Source organism: Micromonospora sp. NPDC049374, assembly GCF_040677165.1.
Taxonomy (GTDB): Bacteria; Actinomycetota; Actinomycetes; order Mycobacteriales; family Micromonosporaceae; genus Micromonospora.
In genome coordinates, this window is record NZ_JBFAQH010000001.1 from 272360 (window position 1) to 285703 (window position 13344).

General features: G+C 72.3%; 14 protein-coding genes. 12 read left to right on the top strand and 2 right to left on the bottom strand.

Going from position 1 to position 13344, the window contains the following annotated elements; translation table 11 throughout:
- Window positions 1-30: 30 nt before the first annotated feature.
- Window positions 31-969 carry a thiamine-phosphate kinase gene (locus AB0J93_RS01325; RefSeq protein WP_363916950.1) on the top strand — a complete coding sequence of 313 codons (939 nt, stop codon included), beginning with the start codon at window positions 31-33 and terminating at the stop codon, window positions 967-969.
- A 49-nt stretch (window positions 970-1018) separates the two neighbouring features.
- Window positions 1019-1480 (top strand): GNAT family N-acetyltransferase, encoded by a 462-nt coding sequence (locus AB0J93_RS01330; protein WP_363916952.1) that lies wholly within the window; start codon window positions 1019-1021, stop codon window positions 1478-1480.
- Window positions 1481-1569: 89 nt separating this feature from the next.
- Here AB0J93_RS01330 and rpmB read toward each other — a convergent pair whose 3' ends face one another.
- Window positions 1570-1761 carry a 50S ribosomal protein L28 gene (gene rpmB / locus AB0J93_RS01335; RefSeq protein ID WP_093401721.1) on the bottom strand — a complete coding sequence of 64 codons (192 nt, stop codon included), beginning with the start codon at window positions 1759-1761 and terminating at the stop codon, window positions 1570-1572.
- Window positions 1762-1977: 216 nt separating this feature from the next.
- Between rpmB and AB0J93_RS01340 the strand changes: the two genes are divergently transcribed.
- Window positions 1978-3579, top strand: coding sequence for a DAK2 domain-containing protein (locus AB0J93_RS01340; RefSeq protein ID WP_363916954.1), 1602 nt, complete (start codon window positions 1978-1980; stop codon window positions 3577-3579).
- Window positions 3576-5780 carry an ATP-dependent DNA helicase RecG gene (recG, locus tag AB0J93_RS01345; RefSeq protein WP_363916956.1) on the top strand — a complete coding sequence of 735 codons (2205 nt, stop codon included), beginning with the start codon at window positions 3576-3578 and terminating at the stop codon, window positions 5778-5780. Before AB0J93_RS01340 ends, recG begins: the two co-directional genes overlap by 4 nt.
- Window positions 5781-6004: 224 nt before the next feature.
- On the opposite strand, the gene AB0J93_RS01350 is transcribed toward recG, so the two are convergent.
- Window positions 6005-7522, bottom strand: a complete 1518-nt coding sequence (locus tag AB0J93_RS01350; RefSeq protein WP_363916958.1) for a cell wall anchor protein — start codon at window positions 7520-7522, stop codon at window positions 6005-6007.
- A 286-nt stretch (window positions 7523-7808) separates the two neighbouring features.
- Between AB0J93_RS01350 and rsmD the strand changes: the two genes are divergently transcribed.
- The 8 genes from rsmD to mutM all read left to right on the top strand — a co-directional run bounded on the left by rsmD (window position 7809) and on the right by mutM (window position 13332).
- Window positions 7809-8372 carry a 16S rRNA (guanine(966)-N(2))-methyltransferase RsmD gene (rsmD, locus tag AB0J93_RS01355; RefSeq protein WP_363916960.1) on the top strand — a complete coding sequence of 188 codons (564 nt, stop codon included), beginning with the start codon at window positions 7809-7811 and terminating at the stop codon, window positions 8370-8372.
- Window positions 8369-8854 (top strand): pantetheine-phosphate adenylyltransferase, encoded by a 486-nt coding sequence (coaD, locus tag AB0J93_RS01360; protein WP_363916962.1) that lies wholly within the window; start codon window positions 8369-8371, stop codon window positions 8852-8854. The genes rsmD and coaD overlap by 4 nt, the downstream gene beginning before the upstream one ends.
- A 231-nt stretch (window positions 8855-9085) precedes the next feature.
- A complete protein-coding gene (locus tag AB0J93_RS01365; RefSeq protein WP_363916964.1) occupies window positions 9086-9583 on the top strand; it encodes a hypothetical protein in 498 nt (165 codons plus the stop codon).
- A 204-nt stretch (window positions 9584-9787) separates the two neighbouring features.
- Entirely contained in the window at window positions 9788-10351 is a 564-nt protein-coding gene (locus tag AB0J93_RS01370) for a YceD family protein (protein WP_363916966.1), read from the top strand.
- Window positions 10352-10356: 5 nt separating this feature from the next.
- Entirely contained in the window at window positions 10357-10530 is a 174-nt protein-coding gene (gene rpmF / locus AB0J93_RS01375) for a 50S ribosomal protein L32 (RefSeq protein ID WP_091435485.1), read from the top strand.
- 129 nt (window positions 10531-10659) lie between these two features.
- Window positions 10660-11613, top strand: coding sequence for a phosphate acyltransferase PlsX (locus tag AB0J93_RS01380; RefSeq protein WP_363917670.1), 954 nt, complete (start codon window positions 10660-10662; stop codon window positions 11611-11613).
- Complete coding sequence (gene rnc / locus AB0J93_RS01385; RefSeq protein WP_363916968.1) at window positions 11610-12482, top strand: ribonuclease III; 873 nt, start codon at window positions 11610-11612, stop codon at window positions 12480-12482. Before AB0J93_RS01380 ends, rnc begins: the two co-directional genes overlap by 4 nt.
- Window positions 12475-13332, top strand: a complete 858-nt coding sequence (mutM, locus tag AB0J93_RS01390) for a bifunctional DNA-formamidopyrimidine glycosylase/DNA-(apurinic or apyrimidinic site) lyase (RefSeq protein WP_363916970.1) — start codon at window positions 12475-12477, stop codon at window positions 13330-13332. The genes rnc and mutM overlap by 8 nt, the downstream gene beginning before the upstream one ends.
- Window positions 13333-13344 lie beyond the last annotated feature (12 nt).

The window sequence follows — 13344 nt, forward strand, 5'->3', positions numbered from 1 at the left end:
CGTCGTGAGCGAGCGCAGCGGAGTGCCGTCGTGAGCGTCGCGGGTGTCGGCGAGTTCGGGTTGATCGACCGGGTGACCGCCCGGCTGTCGTACGGCCCCACGGTGCTGCTCGGCCCCGGTGACGACGCCGCAGTGGTCGCCGCGCCGGACGCCCGGGTGGTCGCCACCACCGACGTCCTGGTCGAGGGGCGGCACTTCCGCCGGGACTGGTCCGGTGCACACGACATCGGCCGGCGGGCGGCGGCGGCGAACCTCGCCGACGTGGCAGCCATGGGTGCCGAGCCGACCGCCCTGCTGGTCGCGCTCTGCGTACCGGCGGACGTCGACACCAGTTGGATGGAGCAACTCGCCGACGGGCTCGGCGCCGAGGCGGCCGGTGTGGGGGCCAGCGTGGTGGGCGGAGACATGTCGGCCAGCCCCACGCTTACCATCGCGGTCACCGCGCTCGGCGACCTGGGTGGTCGGTCACCGGTGACCCGGGCCGGTGCCCGACCCGGTGACCTGCTCGCCCTGGCCGGTCGCACCGGGTACGCGGCGGCCGGGTTCACCGTGCTCTCCCGTGGCTTCCGGACGCCCCGGCTGCTGGTCGAGGCGTACCGGCGACCGGAGGTGCCCTACCCGGCCGGACCGCAGGCCGCCCGGCTCGGTGCCACCGCCATGATCGATGTCTCGGACGGGCTGCTCGCCGACCTCGGGCACGTGGCGAAGGCCAGCGGAGTGGCCATCGACATCAGCCGGGACGCCTTCGAGGTGCCGCCGCAGATGCGCGACGCCGCGCAGGCGCTCGGCGTCGACCCGTACGCCTGGCTGCTGGCCGGTGGCGATGACCATGCGCTGGCCGCGACCTTCCCCCCGGCGACGGCCCTGCCACCGGGCTGGCGGGCGATCGGCCGGGTCGCCGAGGGCTCCGGTGTGACGGTGGACGGCCGACCGTTCGACGGCCCGGCCGGATGGGATCATTTTCGCTGACCACCGGCCACCCGGCGGTGCGCCGCCAGCCGGGTCGTACCCTGCACGGGTGCAGGAAATCGAGATCCACACGGTGCCGTTCGACTCTCCGGTGGCCCAGCGGTTGATCACCGCGACCCTGGCCGACCTGGGCGCCCGCTACGGCGGCAGCGGCGACGAGACCCCGATCGACGCGAGCGAGTTCGCACCGCCGACCGGGGCGTTCCTGGTCGCCCGGATCGACGGGGTGCCGGTGGGCTGCGGCGGCTGGCGCAGCCACGGCGAGGAGATCGCCGAGTTGAAGCGGATGTACACCGCGCCGGAGGCCCGGGGACGGGGCGTGGCCCGTACCGTGCTGGCGGCCATCGAACGCTCGGCCCGTGAGCACGGCCGTCGGCGGATCATCCTGGAGTGTGGTGACCGGCAGCCCGAGGCGATCGCGTTGTACAAGGCGGCCGGCTACGAGCGGATCCCCAACTTCGGTTTCTACGCCGACGAGCCCGGCTGCCTGTCGTTCGGCCGCACGCTCTGAGCATCCGGCTCCCTGCGGACACGACAACACCGGCGGGCCCGCTGGGGCCCGCCGGTGATGACAGTCGTGATGTCCCTGGTGCTACCGCGTCAGGCGCGGGCGACCTTGCCCGCCTTGATGCAGGACGTGCAGACCTTCAGCTTCTTGGTCGTGCCGCCACCGGCCGGGGTACGCACCGACTGGATGTTCGGGTTCCAGCGGCGGTTGGTCCGCCGGTGCGAGTGGGACACGTTGTGGCCGAAGCCCGGCCCCTTGCCACAGACGTCACACACGCTAGCCACGGGATACTCCTGGGATTGAAACGTTCATGAAGTCGGCACCAGGCGCAGCCCGGGCAACCTGGCCAGGGTACCCGATGGGAAGTCGCCCGCCCAACCGGGCTCGGCCACCGACAGGCGCAGCAGGCGAACCGGACAGCAGGGTGCCCGCGAAACCCGAAATGGGCCGGACCCACCCGGTGTCGGGCAAGTGTCAGCGTACGCCAGTAGGCTGCCACCGTGCTGGACACCCTCGACGCCGCCGCCGTGCGCCGCTGGTGCGCCAGCGGCCTGGCCGCGCTCAAGCGGCACCAGGGTGAAATCGACGAGCTGAACGTCTACCCGGTGCCCGACGGTGACACCGGCACCAACCTGGTGCTCACCCTCACCTCCGCGCAGCAGGCGCTGGCGATGGATCTCGACACCCACGCCGACGGCATCTCGACCGCGCACGGGCACGCGTTGCGCCTGATGGCGCGGGGTGCCCTGCTCGGCGCGCGGGGCAACTCCGGGGTGATCCTGTCGCAGATCCTGCGGGGTCTCGCCGACACGCTGGCCGCCGCCCCGAAGGTGCGGGGCCGGGAGCTGGCCGCCGCCCTGCGCGAGGCCACCGACGCGGCGTACACGGCGGTGGCCCGCCCGGTCGAGGGCACCCTGCTCTCCGTGGTCTCGGCCGCCGCCGACGCGGCCGAGCAGGCGGGCAGCGACGAGCTGCGCGTGGTGGCCCGGGCGGCGGCCAACGCTGCGGCCGGCGCCCTGGCCCGCACCCCCGAACAGTTGCCGGCGCTGGCCCGGGCCGGGGTGGTCGACGCCGGTGGGCAGGGGCTGTGCCTGCTGCTCGACGCCCTGGTCGAGGTGGTGACGGGGGAGCGCCCGGAGCGGCCGGCGCCCAGTCTTCCCCCGGTGCGTCCGCCGGTCACCGTCGCCCGGGAGACCGGCTCGCCGGAGTACGCCTACGAGGTGCAGTTCCTGCTCGACGCCGAGCCGACTGCGGTGGAGCGGATGCGGGAGACACTGGCCACGATCGGCGACTCCCTGGTGGTCGTCGGCGACCAGGGCACCTGGCAGGTCCACGTGCACGTCAACGATGCCGGCGCGGCGATCGAGGCGGGGGTGGTGGCCGGCCGCCCGCACCAGATCGCGGTGACCCGCTTCGCCGACCACCTGGAGCCCGCACCGCCCCGACTGCCCGACGGGCGGGCCGCCGTGGTGGTGGCCGCCGGTGCCGGGATCGCCGAGCTGCTCGCCGCCGAGGGAGCGGTGGTGGTGCCCGGCAACCCCTCGACCGGGGAGCTGCTCGATGCGGTACGCGCCACCGGCGCGGCCCGCGTGGTGGTGCTGCCCAACGACCCGGACGCCCAGGCGGTGGCGAACCAGGTCGCCGAGGAGGCGCACCGGCTGGGGGTGGAGGTGGCGGTGGTACCGACCCGGTCACCGGTGCAGGCGCTGGCGGCGCTGGCCGTGCGCGATCCGCAGCGCCGCTTCGCCGACGACGTGATCGCGATGGCCGAGGCCGCCGGGGCCTGCCGGTACGCCGAGGTGTGCCGGGCCGGCCGCGAGGCGCTCACCGTCGCCGGCCCGTGCCGCGCCGGTGACGTGCTCGCCCTGGTCGAGGGAGAGGTGAACCTGATCGGCGCCGACCTGGTGGACACCTGCGTCGCGCTTGTCGACCGGATGCTCGGCGGTGGCGGCGAACTGGTCACCCTGCTCGTCGGTGCCAACGCGCCCGACGGGCTGGTCGACGCGGTGCGGGCGCACATCACGGCGCGCTGGCCCTTCGTGGAGGTGCAGGCGTACCCGGGCGGGCAACCACACCATCCCCTGCTGGTCGGTGTCGAATGACCGCCGATCCGTCCGACCTGGACACTCCGCTGAAGAAGCTGGTCGGTGAGAAGACCGCCAAGGCGCTCGCCGGCCACCTCGACCTGCACACCGCCGGTGACCTCGTCTACCACTTCCCCCGTCGCTACGACGAGCGTGGCGAGCACACCGACATCCGCGCGTTGGACGTCGGCGAGCAGGTCACCGTGCTGGCCCAGGTGCAGCGCACCGCCGTACGCCCGATGCGTCAGCGGCGGGGCAACCTGCTGGAGGTCACCGTCGGCGACGGCTCCGGGGGCAGCCTCACCCTCACCTTCTTCGGCAACCAGGCGTGGCGCGAACGCGAACTGCGGCCCGGCCGGTGGGGGCTGTTCGCCGGAAAGGTCACCGAGTTCCGCGGCCGGCGGCAGCTCAACGGCCCGGAGTACGTCCTGCTGGGGGAGCAGACCGACACCGAGGTCGCGGCCAGCGAGCAGATCGAGGAGTTCGCCGGGGCGCTCATTCCGGTCTACCCGGCCGCTGCGGCGGTGCCCACCTGGGTGATCGCCCGCTGCGTGCGGGTGGTGCTGGACACGGTGGCCCCGCCGGAGGATTCGTTGCCCGCGACGGTGCGGGCCAGCCGGAACCTGGTCGGCCTGGGCACCGCCCTCCGGGAGATCCACCGGCCGTCCAGCCGGGAGGAGCTGTACCGGGCCCGTCGGCGGCTGAAGTGGGACGAGGCGTTCGCCGTGCAGGTGACCCTGGTCCGACGCAAGCGTGACGCCGCCGCGTCGCCCGCGCGTCCCCGGCCCGGGCGATCGGGTGGTCTGCTCGACGCGTTCGACGCCCGGCTGCCGTACGAGCTGACCGCCGGTCAACGTGACGTCGGCGTGGAGATCGCCGCCGACCTCGCCACCGGTCATCCGATGCACCGCCTGTTGCAGGGTGAGGTCGGCTCCGGCAAGACCGTGGTGGCGCTGCGGGCGATGCTCCAGGTGGTCGACGCGGGCGGGCAGGCCGCGCTGCTGGCCCCGACCGAGGTGCTCGCCGCCCAGCACCACCGGGGCATGCTCGACCTGCTCGGCCCGCTCGCCCAGGCCGGTGAGCTGGGTGCCGCCGAGCACGCCACTCGGGTGGAACTGGTCACCGGCTCGCTGGGCGCGGCGGCTCGGCGTCGGGCGCTGGCCGAGGTCGCCAGTGGTGCGGCCGGCATCGTGCTCGGCACCCACGCCCTGCTCTACGAGGGGGTCGACTTCGCCGATCTCGGTCTGGTCGTGGTCGACGAGCAGCACCGGTTCGGCGTCGAGCAGCGGGACGCGTTGCGGGCCAAGGCGGATCAGCCGCCGCACGTACTGGTGATGACCGCCACCCCGATCCCTCGTACGGTGGCCATGACGGTCTACGGCGACCTGGAGATCTCCACCCTGTCCCAACTGCCGCGCGGTCGGTCACCGATCGCCTCGCACGTCGTACCGGCCGCGGAGAAGCCGGCCTTCCTCGATCGTGCCTGGCGTCGGCTGCGGGAGGAGGTGGCCGCCGGCCACCAGGCTTACGTGGTCTGTCCCCGGATCGGGGATTCGACGTCCGGCGCCGAGGAGGAGCCGCCGCCGGTCGACGACTCGGAACGGCGTCCGCCGCTGGCGGTGACCGAGGTCGCGCCGTTGCTGGCCGACGGGCCGCTGCACGGTCTGCGGATCGGGGTCCTGCACGGCCGGCTGCCGGCCGACGAGAAGGATGCGGTGATGCGGTCCTTCGCCGCTGGCGAGCTGGACGTGCTGGTGGCCACCACGGTGGTCGAGGTGGGGGTGGACGTACCCAACGCGACGATGATGGTGGTGCTGGACGCCGACCGGTTCGGCGTCTCGCAGCTGCACCAGTTGCGCGGTCGGGTGGGCCGGGGCAGCGCGCCCGGGCTCTGCCTGCTGGTGACCGAGGCGGCCGAGGGCAGCGGGGCGCGCGAGCGACTGGACGCGGTCGCCTCCACGACGGACGGTTTCAAGTTGGCCGAGCTGGACCTGGAGCAACGGCGGGAGGGGGACGTGCTGGGTGCCACCCAGTCCGGCCGCCGTTCCCACCTGCGCCTGCTGTCGTTGCTGCGCGACGCGGAACTGATCCGGGACGCGCGGGCGGAGGCGATCGCGTTGGTCGAGGAGGATCCGGAACTGGCCCGGCATCCGGCGCTGGCCGCCTCGGTCGCCGCGCTTGTCGACGCCGACCGCGCCGAGTATCTCGAAAAGGGCTGACCGGGTTCCGAGCCGCTGGCTGCTCCGATCCCCCGCGCCCGGGTCGCCGGGGCGGACATGCCCTGATCGTCCAGGTCAGAGCGACATGAGCATGTCATCTCGACATCGACGACGACGCGGGAGCCTGTCCCGCCAGGTTCCCCGCTGCACGGGCGGTCGGGACAAGCGAACCGCCCCGGTCACCCGTGGAACGGGGTGACCGGGGCGGGCACGCTCAGCTTGGCTCAGGCGGTGAAGTGGATCCGCCGCCGCCGCGCCATCACGAACAGGACCGCGCCCAGCGCCAGCAGGGCGATCGCGCCCGCGGCGATGCCGCCGGCCGCAGCACCGGTCACCGGCAGGCCCGGCTCCTCGCCGCCGCCACCGCCACCGCAGCCCTCGGGCGCGTAGACGACCTCAAGCTCCAGGCCCAGCTCCGGCAGGACGACCAGCGCCGCCTCCTCTTCACCGGCCGGGAAGGTGACCTTCTCCGACGAGCCCGGCGCGACGGTACGGGTCTCGGTCTTGTCGCCGTAGGTGAACTCCACCTTGACCGGCATGCCACCCTCCGGGTTCGACGCGGTCAGCCCGAAGGTCTCGCAGTCCGCGTCGGTGGTGACCGTCGGCAGCGGGCAGTCCTCGGGACGCTCCCAGGAGTAGGTGCCGTTCTCGATGACCTTGCCGTCGACCAGCACCTCGATCTTGCCGGCGTTCTCGGCGGGCACCACGGTCTCGTTGTCGGCTTTGCCCGGCGCGACCGTGACGGTCTTGGACCAGCCGTTCTCGCCCCGGACCTCGAACTCGACCGGGTACTTGGAGATCGAACCGTCGTTGCTCAGCGAGACGGTGACGCTGCCGTCGCAGGCGGAGGAGAAGGTGGACGCCGGGGTGGTGCAGTTCTTGCTGCCGCCGTTGTACCAGCCCTGCGGACCCGACGAACGGTTGCCGGGAGCAGCCTTCTCGCCCAGCTTCTTGGAGCCGTAGCGCGGGCCGTCCTCGACCAGCGGGTCGATGACCTCGTCGACGCCGCCCCAGATCAGGTCGACCTGGGTGTGGCAGTCCGGGACACCGACGTTCAGCTCGATCTCGTTCTGGCCGGCGCCGAGGAAGTCGCTGTCCGGCTCGCCGTAGACGTACTGCGGGGTGGCGAACTGCGGGCGCGGCGCGAAGTACGACACCAGGGTGAAGTACTGCTTCTCGTCACCGCACAGCGGCAGGTCACCCTCCAGCTTGACCGTCGCCGTGCCCTTCGGACCGTCGAAGGTGTGGCTGTACTTCGCCTCGCTGGCGTCGACGCACTTCGGCGCCGGGGTGCACGCACCGTCCGCGGTGAGGTCGATGGTCTTCGAGTCCGACGACCGCGGCGCCTTCTTCTTCCAGGGGTCGCCCTTCATGAACCAGGCGGCGTCGACCGTCAGCGTGGCGCTTGTGGTGTCGCCGGGCACCCGCTGGACGGCCTCGACGGAGCCGCCCTTCTGGATCACCGCGTCCTTGAGGTGGGTGGTCCCGTCGCTCAGGAGCAGGACGTCGGTCTCCGGGTTGGCCTTCACACCGGTGATGGTGGCCGTCTTCCGCTTCTCGCTGTTGACCACCGTCCACGTGATGACCCGCTCACCACTGAGCTGGTCGCAGGCGACGATGGCGGAGATGGTGGTGTGGTGAGCGCTGGCGGGGGTGGCCACCGCCGCTGCTCCGGTCAGGCCGATGAGGGCGGCTGCCAGGACAGCCAGCGGCCGCCGCAGCGACAGCTTGGGTCGGATCACGCGTACTCCCGGGGTGAAGAAGCGTCAAGGTCGGCGCGGGCGGGACGGACGGCGCTGGCGGCACGTGCCGCGCCTGAGAGTGGTGCCTCCCGTGCCGATGACCGGCGGCGAAGCGCCGGCACCGGGCAGACCCTAGCGAGATCGTGAGAAACGAAACAGCCCTCAGGCAAGCTTAAGTGAGATGTTATGAATGTGAGATTATTGATATACCCGCAGTGATCATGTGAGGGCTGCACGCTCCGATTGCCGCCTCGCGTAGCGTCAGGAAGGTGAGCAGGAGCGAGCGATGACCCGCATCGTCGCGGGCAGCCTCGGTGGCCGGCGGATCACCGCCCCGCCCGGTGCCGGCACCCGACCCACCTCCGATCGGGTACGCGAGGCGTTGTTCAGCGCGGTCGAAGCCGAGGTGGACCTCGACGGGATCCGCTTCGCCGACCTCTACGCCGGCTCGGGTGCCGTCGGCCTGGAGGCGCTGTCGCGGGGCGCCGCGCACGCGCTGCTGGTCGAGTCCGACCCGCGTGCCGCCCGGGTGATCCGGGAGAACCTGGCGGCGCTGCGGGTCGGTACCTCGGCCCGACTGGTCACCGGCAAGGTCGCCACCGTGCTGGCCGCCGGTGCGGAGGATGGCCCGTATGACGTCGTCTTCGCCGATCCGCCGTACGCCCTGCCGGACGACGGCGTCCGCGCGATGCTCGCCGCTCTGGTGGGCGGGGGGTGGCTGGCGCCGGAGGCATTGGTGGTGGTCGAGCGGTCCAGCCGCGGCGGACCGGTCGAGTGGGTGGAAGGCATCACTGGCCAGCGCAGTCGCCGGTACGGCGAGACCACCCTTTGGTACGGTCGCCGATCATGAGACGTGCGGTGTGTCCCGGATCGTTCGACCCGGTCACCAACGGTCACCTCGACATCGTCGGCCGGGCCAGCCGGCTGTTCGACGAGGTGATCGTCGGCGTACTGGTCAACCAGTCGAAGAGTGGCCTGTTCACCGTCGAGGAGCGCATCGACATGCTCCGCGAGGTGACCGCCTCCTACGGCAACGTGCGGGTGGAGTCCTTCCGGGGTCTGCTGGTGGACTTCTGCCGGGCGCAGCGGGCGACCGTGCTCATCAAGGGCCTGCGGGCGGTCAGCGACTTCGACTACGAGTTGCAGATGGCCCAGATGAACATCGGCCTCGCCGGGGTCGAGACGCTGTTCATGCCGACCAACCCGCTCTACTCCTTCCTCTCCTCAAGTCTGGTCAAGGACGTGGCCAAGTGGGGCGGCGACGTCACCCCCCACGTACCCGACGTGGTCCGCGACGCCCTCAAGGCCCGCCTGGTCCCCCCACTACCCTGACGCGCGACCTGTGTCCCACTTCCGCGATCTTGCAGTTCTGGTCGCCTTTCTGTCGCTTTCGGCGTGGTTTGCGGGGACGGAAAGTGCAAGATCGCGAGATGGGGCGGGGCGACACGCCCGAGGAGGGGTCGGTGCGGGGTTGGTGGCGGACGACATCATGGGTGAAGCGGGAAACCGGCCGCAGCCCGCATGATGTAGGTCGGCCCGACGAACGACAGGAGTGAGGTACCGGTGGACCCGCTCGACCGCATCGACGAACTGATCACCATCGTGGAGCAGGCGCGCTCCGTGCCGATGTCGCGCAACAACTGCATGGTCGACCGGGGCGAGATGATCGCGGCCCTCGACGAACTACGTGCCGAACTCCCCGCCGACCTGCGCCGCGCCGCCGCTCTGCTGGAGGAGCGGGACAAGATCATGGAGGCCGGCAAGCGGGAGGCCGACCGCATCATCAACGAGGGTGAGGCGGAACACGCCCGTCTGGTCTCGGTGAACGAGATCACCGTCTCCGCCGAGCACGAGGGTGCCCGGATCATCGCCGAGGCGCGGGCGGAGGCGCAGCGGCTGCGCGAGGAGGTCGACGACTACGTCGACACCGCGTTGGCCAACTTCGAGCAGTTCCTCACTCGGGCGCTGGCCTCGATAGAGCGCGGCCGGGACAAGATGCACGCGCTGCGGGAGATCGGCACCTTCGCCGGCGACGAGGCGGAGCGCCCACTGCCCTTCTGACCACCGGCGCGTGTCTCCCGGAAGGTCCGCCGCCTCTCCGGGAGATCCCGCCGTCGGTCGGAACGTCCGCCATCGGCCGGGCTGTCCGGCGTTCCCGGATCGCCGACCCGGGAACGCGGCGGGCCGCTGGTCACCCCGGTTCGACGCTGGGGCGTCCGTCCAGGTAACCTCGTTTGTCGGCCTCTCACCGGCCGGAGTCTAACTATGCCCAAGAACTCACCCACTTCACTCGACCCCAGGTCGCCGCTGGTCCTCGACACGAGGGAGCTGCCGCGCCGACCTGGTGCTCTGCGTACCGTCGAACGGGTGGTCCCGGCACCGTCGGACCTCGGCGTGGAGTTGATCGGCGTGCCGGAGGGCGCGGGCCTCGACCTCGATCTGCGGATGGAGTCGGTGTCCGAGGGCGTGCTCGTCTCGGGGACCGTCAGCGGTCCGATCCGGGGCGAGTGCGGTCGCTGCCTGCGCGAGATCAACGACTCGGTGACGGTGACGATCCAGGAGCTGTACGCGTACGAGAACAGCACCACGGACGCCACCACCGAAGAGGACGAAGTGGGTCGAATGCAGGGAGACCTGATCGACCTGGAACCGGCGTTGCGGGACGCGGTGGTGCTCGCGCTGCCGAACAATCCGCTCTGCCGCCAGGACTGCCCAGGTCTGTGCCCCGAATGCGGGGTGCACCGGGACGATCTGCCGGCCGATCACAGCCACCAGCAGATCGACCCGCGTTGGGCGGGCCTGTCGCAACTGACCCGTACAGAGGAGTAAGAACCGTGGCCGTCCCCAAGCGCAAGATGTCGCGCAGCAACACCCGGTCCCGCCGGGCGAACTGGAAGGCCGCGGCGGTCGCGACCGTCGCCTGCCCGCAGTGCAAGTCCGCGAAGCTGCCGCACGCCGCCTGCTCGGTCTGCGGCACCTACAACGGCCGCCAGGTCCTTGAGGTCTGACCCGGACGGCGCGTGACGTCTCCGACCACAGGTCGGGTGACGCACACCCCCCGGCGGTCGCCCGCAACTCCGGCCGACGCCGGCCGGCCCAGGCCGGTCGGCGTCGAGACGGAGTCGGGCGTCGCACGGATCGCCGTTGACCTCCTCGGCGGGGACGAGGCTCCCGCCGTCGTGGTGGACGGCGCTCTGCGGGCGGTGTGCGACGACCCGGACCTGCACCTGCTCCTCGTCGGGCCGACCAGGGCCGCCGGCGCGTTGATCGACGCCCTCGATCCGGCGCAACGGGACCGGATCACGGTCCGCCCGACGCACTCCGTCGTCGACATGGCCGACGACCCCAGCGCGGCACGCGCCGAGACCACCGTCCGGGCGGCGGTGGCCGCTGTCCGTGCCGGGTACGCTGACGCGCTGGTCTCCGCCGGCGCCACCGGCGCGACCGTCACCGCCGCCGCCCTCGGCCTCGGACGCTGGCCCGATGTACGGCGTCCGGCCCTCGCCGCCGCGCTGCCCGCCGTCTCCGGCACCGTCGTCCTGCTCGACGTCGGTGGCTCGCTGGAACCGAACCCGACGACGCTCGCCCGGCACGCCGCGCTCGGTGCCGCCTACGCCGCGGTCGCCCACGGCGTCGCCGCGCCCCGGGTGGGGCTGCTCTCCGTGGGCACCGAACCCGGCAAGGGCGACCGGGCCCGCCGGCTCACCGACCCCGTGCTCAGCGCGGCGGCGCTGCCCGGCGAGGCCCGCTACGTCGGGCTCGTCGAGGGTTACGACGTCTGCCTCGGCACGCGGGCCGATGTGGTGGTCACCGACGGGTTCACCGGTAACGTGCTGCTCAAAGCAGTCGAAGGCGCGTACGCCATGGCCGGCGGGACCCCGCCCGGTGGCGGCGCCCCCCGGGCGGCCGCGCTGCTCGGAGTGGCCGGCACCGTCGTCGTCTGCCACGGCGCCGCCCGCGCCGATGACATCGCCTCCGGCATCGCCCTGGCCGCCCACCTCTGGCGGCGCGACGCCACCGAGCGGGTCGCCGCGCTGCTCGCCGGGGACCGCACCGATCGCACGACCGACACCGAGGTACGCACATCATGAGCAACGACAAGCGTCGGCGGCCCGCAGTCGGCCACCTGGAGGCCGCCTTCGGCGTCTCACTCGACCCGGAGCTGCTGGAACGCGCGCTCACCCACCGTTCGTACGCGTACGAGAACGGCGGCCTGCCCACCAACGAGCGGCTGGAGTTCCTCGGCGACTCGGTGCTGGGTGTGGTGATCACGACCGCGCTCTTCCAGAACCATCCCGACCTGCCGGAGGGCCAGCTGGCGAAGCTGCGGGCCAGCGTGGTCAACATGCGCGCGCTCGCCGACGTGGCGCGCGGTCTGGGCCCGGACGGGCTCGGCCAGTACCTGCTGCTCGGCAAGGGCGAGGAGACCACCGGCGGCCGGGACAAGGCCAGCATCCTCGCCGACACCCTCGAAGCGCTGCTCGGCGCGATCTACCTCCAGTACGGCCTGGACACCGCCGCCATCGTCATCCACCGGTTGTTCGATCCGCTGATGGCCGAGTCCGCCGGCCGGGGCGCCGCGCTGGACTGGAAGACCAGCCTTCAGGAACTGACCGCCGCGCTCGGCCTCGGCGTCCCGGAATACCGGATCGAGGGCACCGGGCCGGACCACCTGAAGACCTTCACCGCCTGGGTGGTGGTCGCCGGCAACCGGTACGGCGGCGCCGACGGGCGGAGCAAGAAGGAGGCCGAGCAGCGGGCCGCGGAATCGGCGTGGCGGACCCTTACCGAGCAGGCTGAGGCAACCGCCGACGGCCAGGCAGGGGCGACCGCCGACGGCCAGGCTGGGCCGACCGCCGACGGTTCGGCCGACGATCAGGTGAACGCGGTGGTCGACGACCAGCGGGTGGTCGACGACCAGCGGGTGGGCGAGGTCGAAGCCCAGGCGCACCATGCCTGAGTTGCCGGAGGTGGAGACCGTCCGGCAGGGCCTGACCCGCTGGGTCATCGGCCGCCGGATCCACACCGTGGAGGTACGCCACCCCCGGGCGGTTCGTCGACACGTGCCCGGCGGGGTTCACTTCGCCGACGTACTGGCTGGCCGGAAGGTGCTCGACGTCCGGCGGCGCGGAAAGTATCTCTGGCTGCCGCTGGACAGCGGTGACGCCGTCGTCGGGCATCTCGGGATGTCCGGGCAACTGCTGCTGCAACCGGCGGACACGCCGGACGAGCCGCACCTGCGGGTCCGGTTCCGTTTCGACGACGGCGGGCCCGAGCTGCGCTTCGTCGACCAGCGCACGTTCGGCGGGCTGTCGGTCAGCGAGGGCGGCGGCACGCTGCCGGCGGAGATCGCCCACATCGCCCGCGATCCACTGGACCCGGAGTTCTCCGACGCGGAGTTCGTGGCCGCGCTGCGTCGGCGACGTACCGAGGTGAAGCGAGCGCTGCTCGACCAGAGCCTGATCTCCGGCGTGGGCAACATCTACGCCGACGAGGCGCTGTGGCGGGCCGGCCTGCACGGCACCCGGTCCACCGACGCGCTGACCCGCCCGGCCGCCCAGCGGCTGCTCGCGCACGTGCGGGACGTCCTCGCCGAGGCGATCACCGCGGGCGGCACCAGCTTCGACGCCCTCTACGTCAACGTCAACGGCGAGAGCGGCTACTTCGACCGGTCGTTGAACGCGTACGGACGCGAGGGGCAGCCCTGCTCCCGCTGCGGTGCCCCGATCCGCCGCGAGCCCTTCATGAACCGCTCGTCCTACAGCTGCCCCCGCTGCCAACCCCGCCCCCGCCCCAAAACCCGCCCCTGACCCCGCCCCCCT

What these genes read in the sequence shown, in the direction of transcription:
- coaD (WP_363916962.1), top strand. Translation starts at nt 8,369, where the DNA reads ATGAGACGTGCGGTGTGTCCCGGATCGTTCGACCCGGTCACCAACGGT.
- rnc (WP_363916968.1), top strand. Translation starts at nt 11,610, where the DNA reads ATGAGCAACGACAAGCGTCGGCGGCCCGCAGTCGGCCACCTGGAGGCC.
- mutM (WP_363916970.1), top strand. Translation starts at nt 12,475, where the DNA reads ATGCCTGAGTTGCCGGAGGTGGAGACCGTCCGGCAGGGCCTGACCCGC.
- AB0J93_RS01370 (WP_363916966.1), top strand. Translation starts at nt 9,788, where the DNA reads ATGCCCAAGAACTCACCCACTTCACTCGACCCCAGGTCGCCGCTGGTC.
- rsmD (WP_363916960.1), top strand. Translation starts at nt 7,809, where the DNA reads ATGACCCGCATCGTCGCGGGCAGCCTCGGTGGCCGGCGGATCACCGCC.
- recG (WP_363916956.1), top strand. Translation starts at nt 3,576, where the DNA reads ATGACCGCCGATCCGTCCGACCTGGACACTCCGCTGAAGAAGCTGGTC.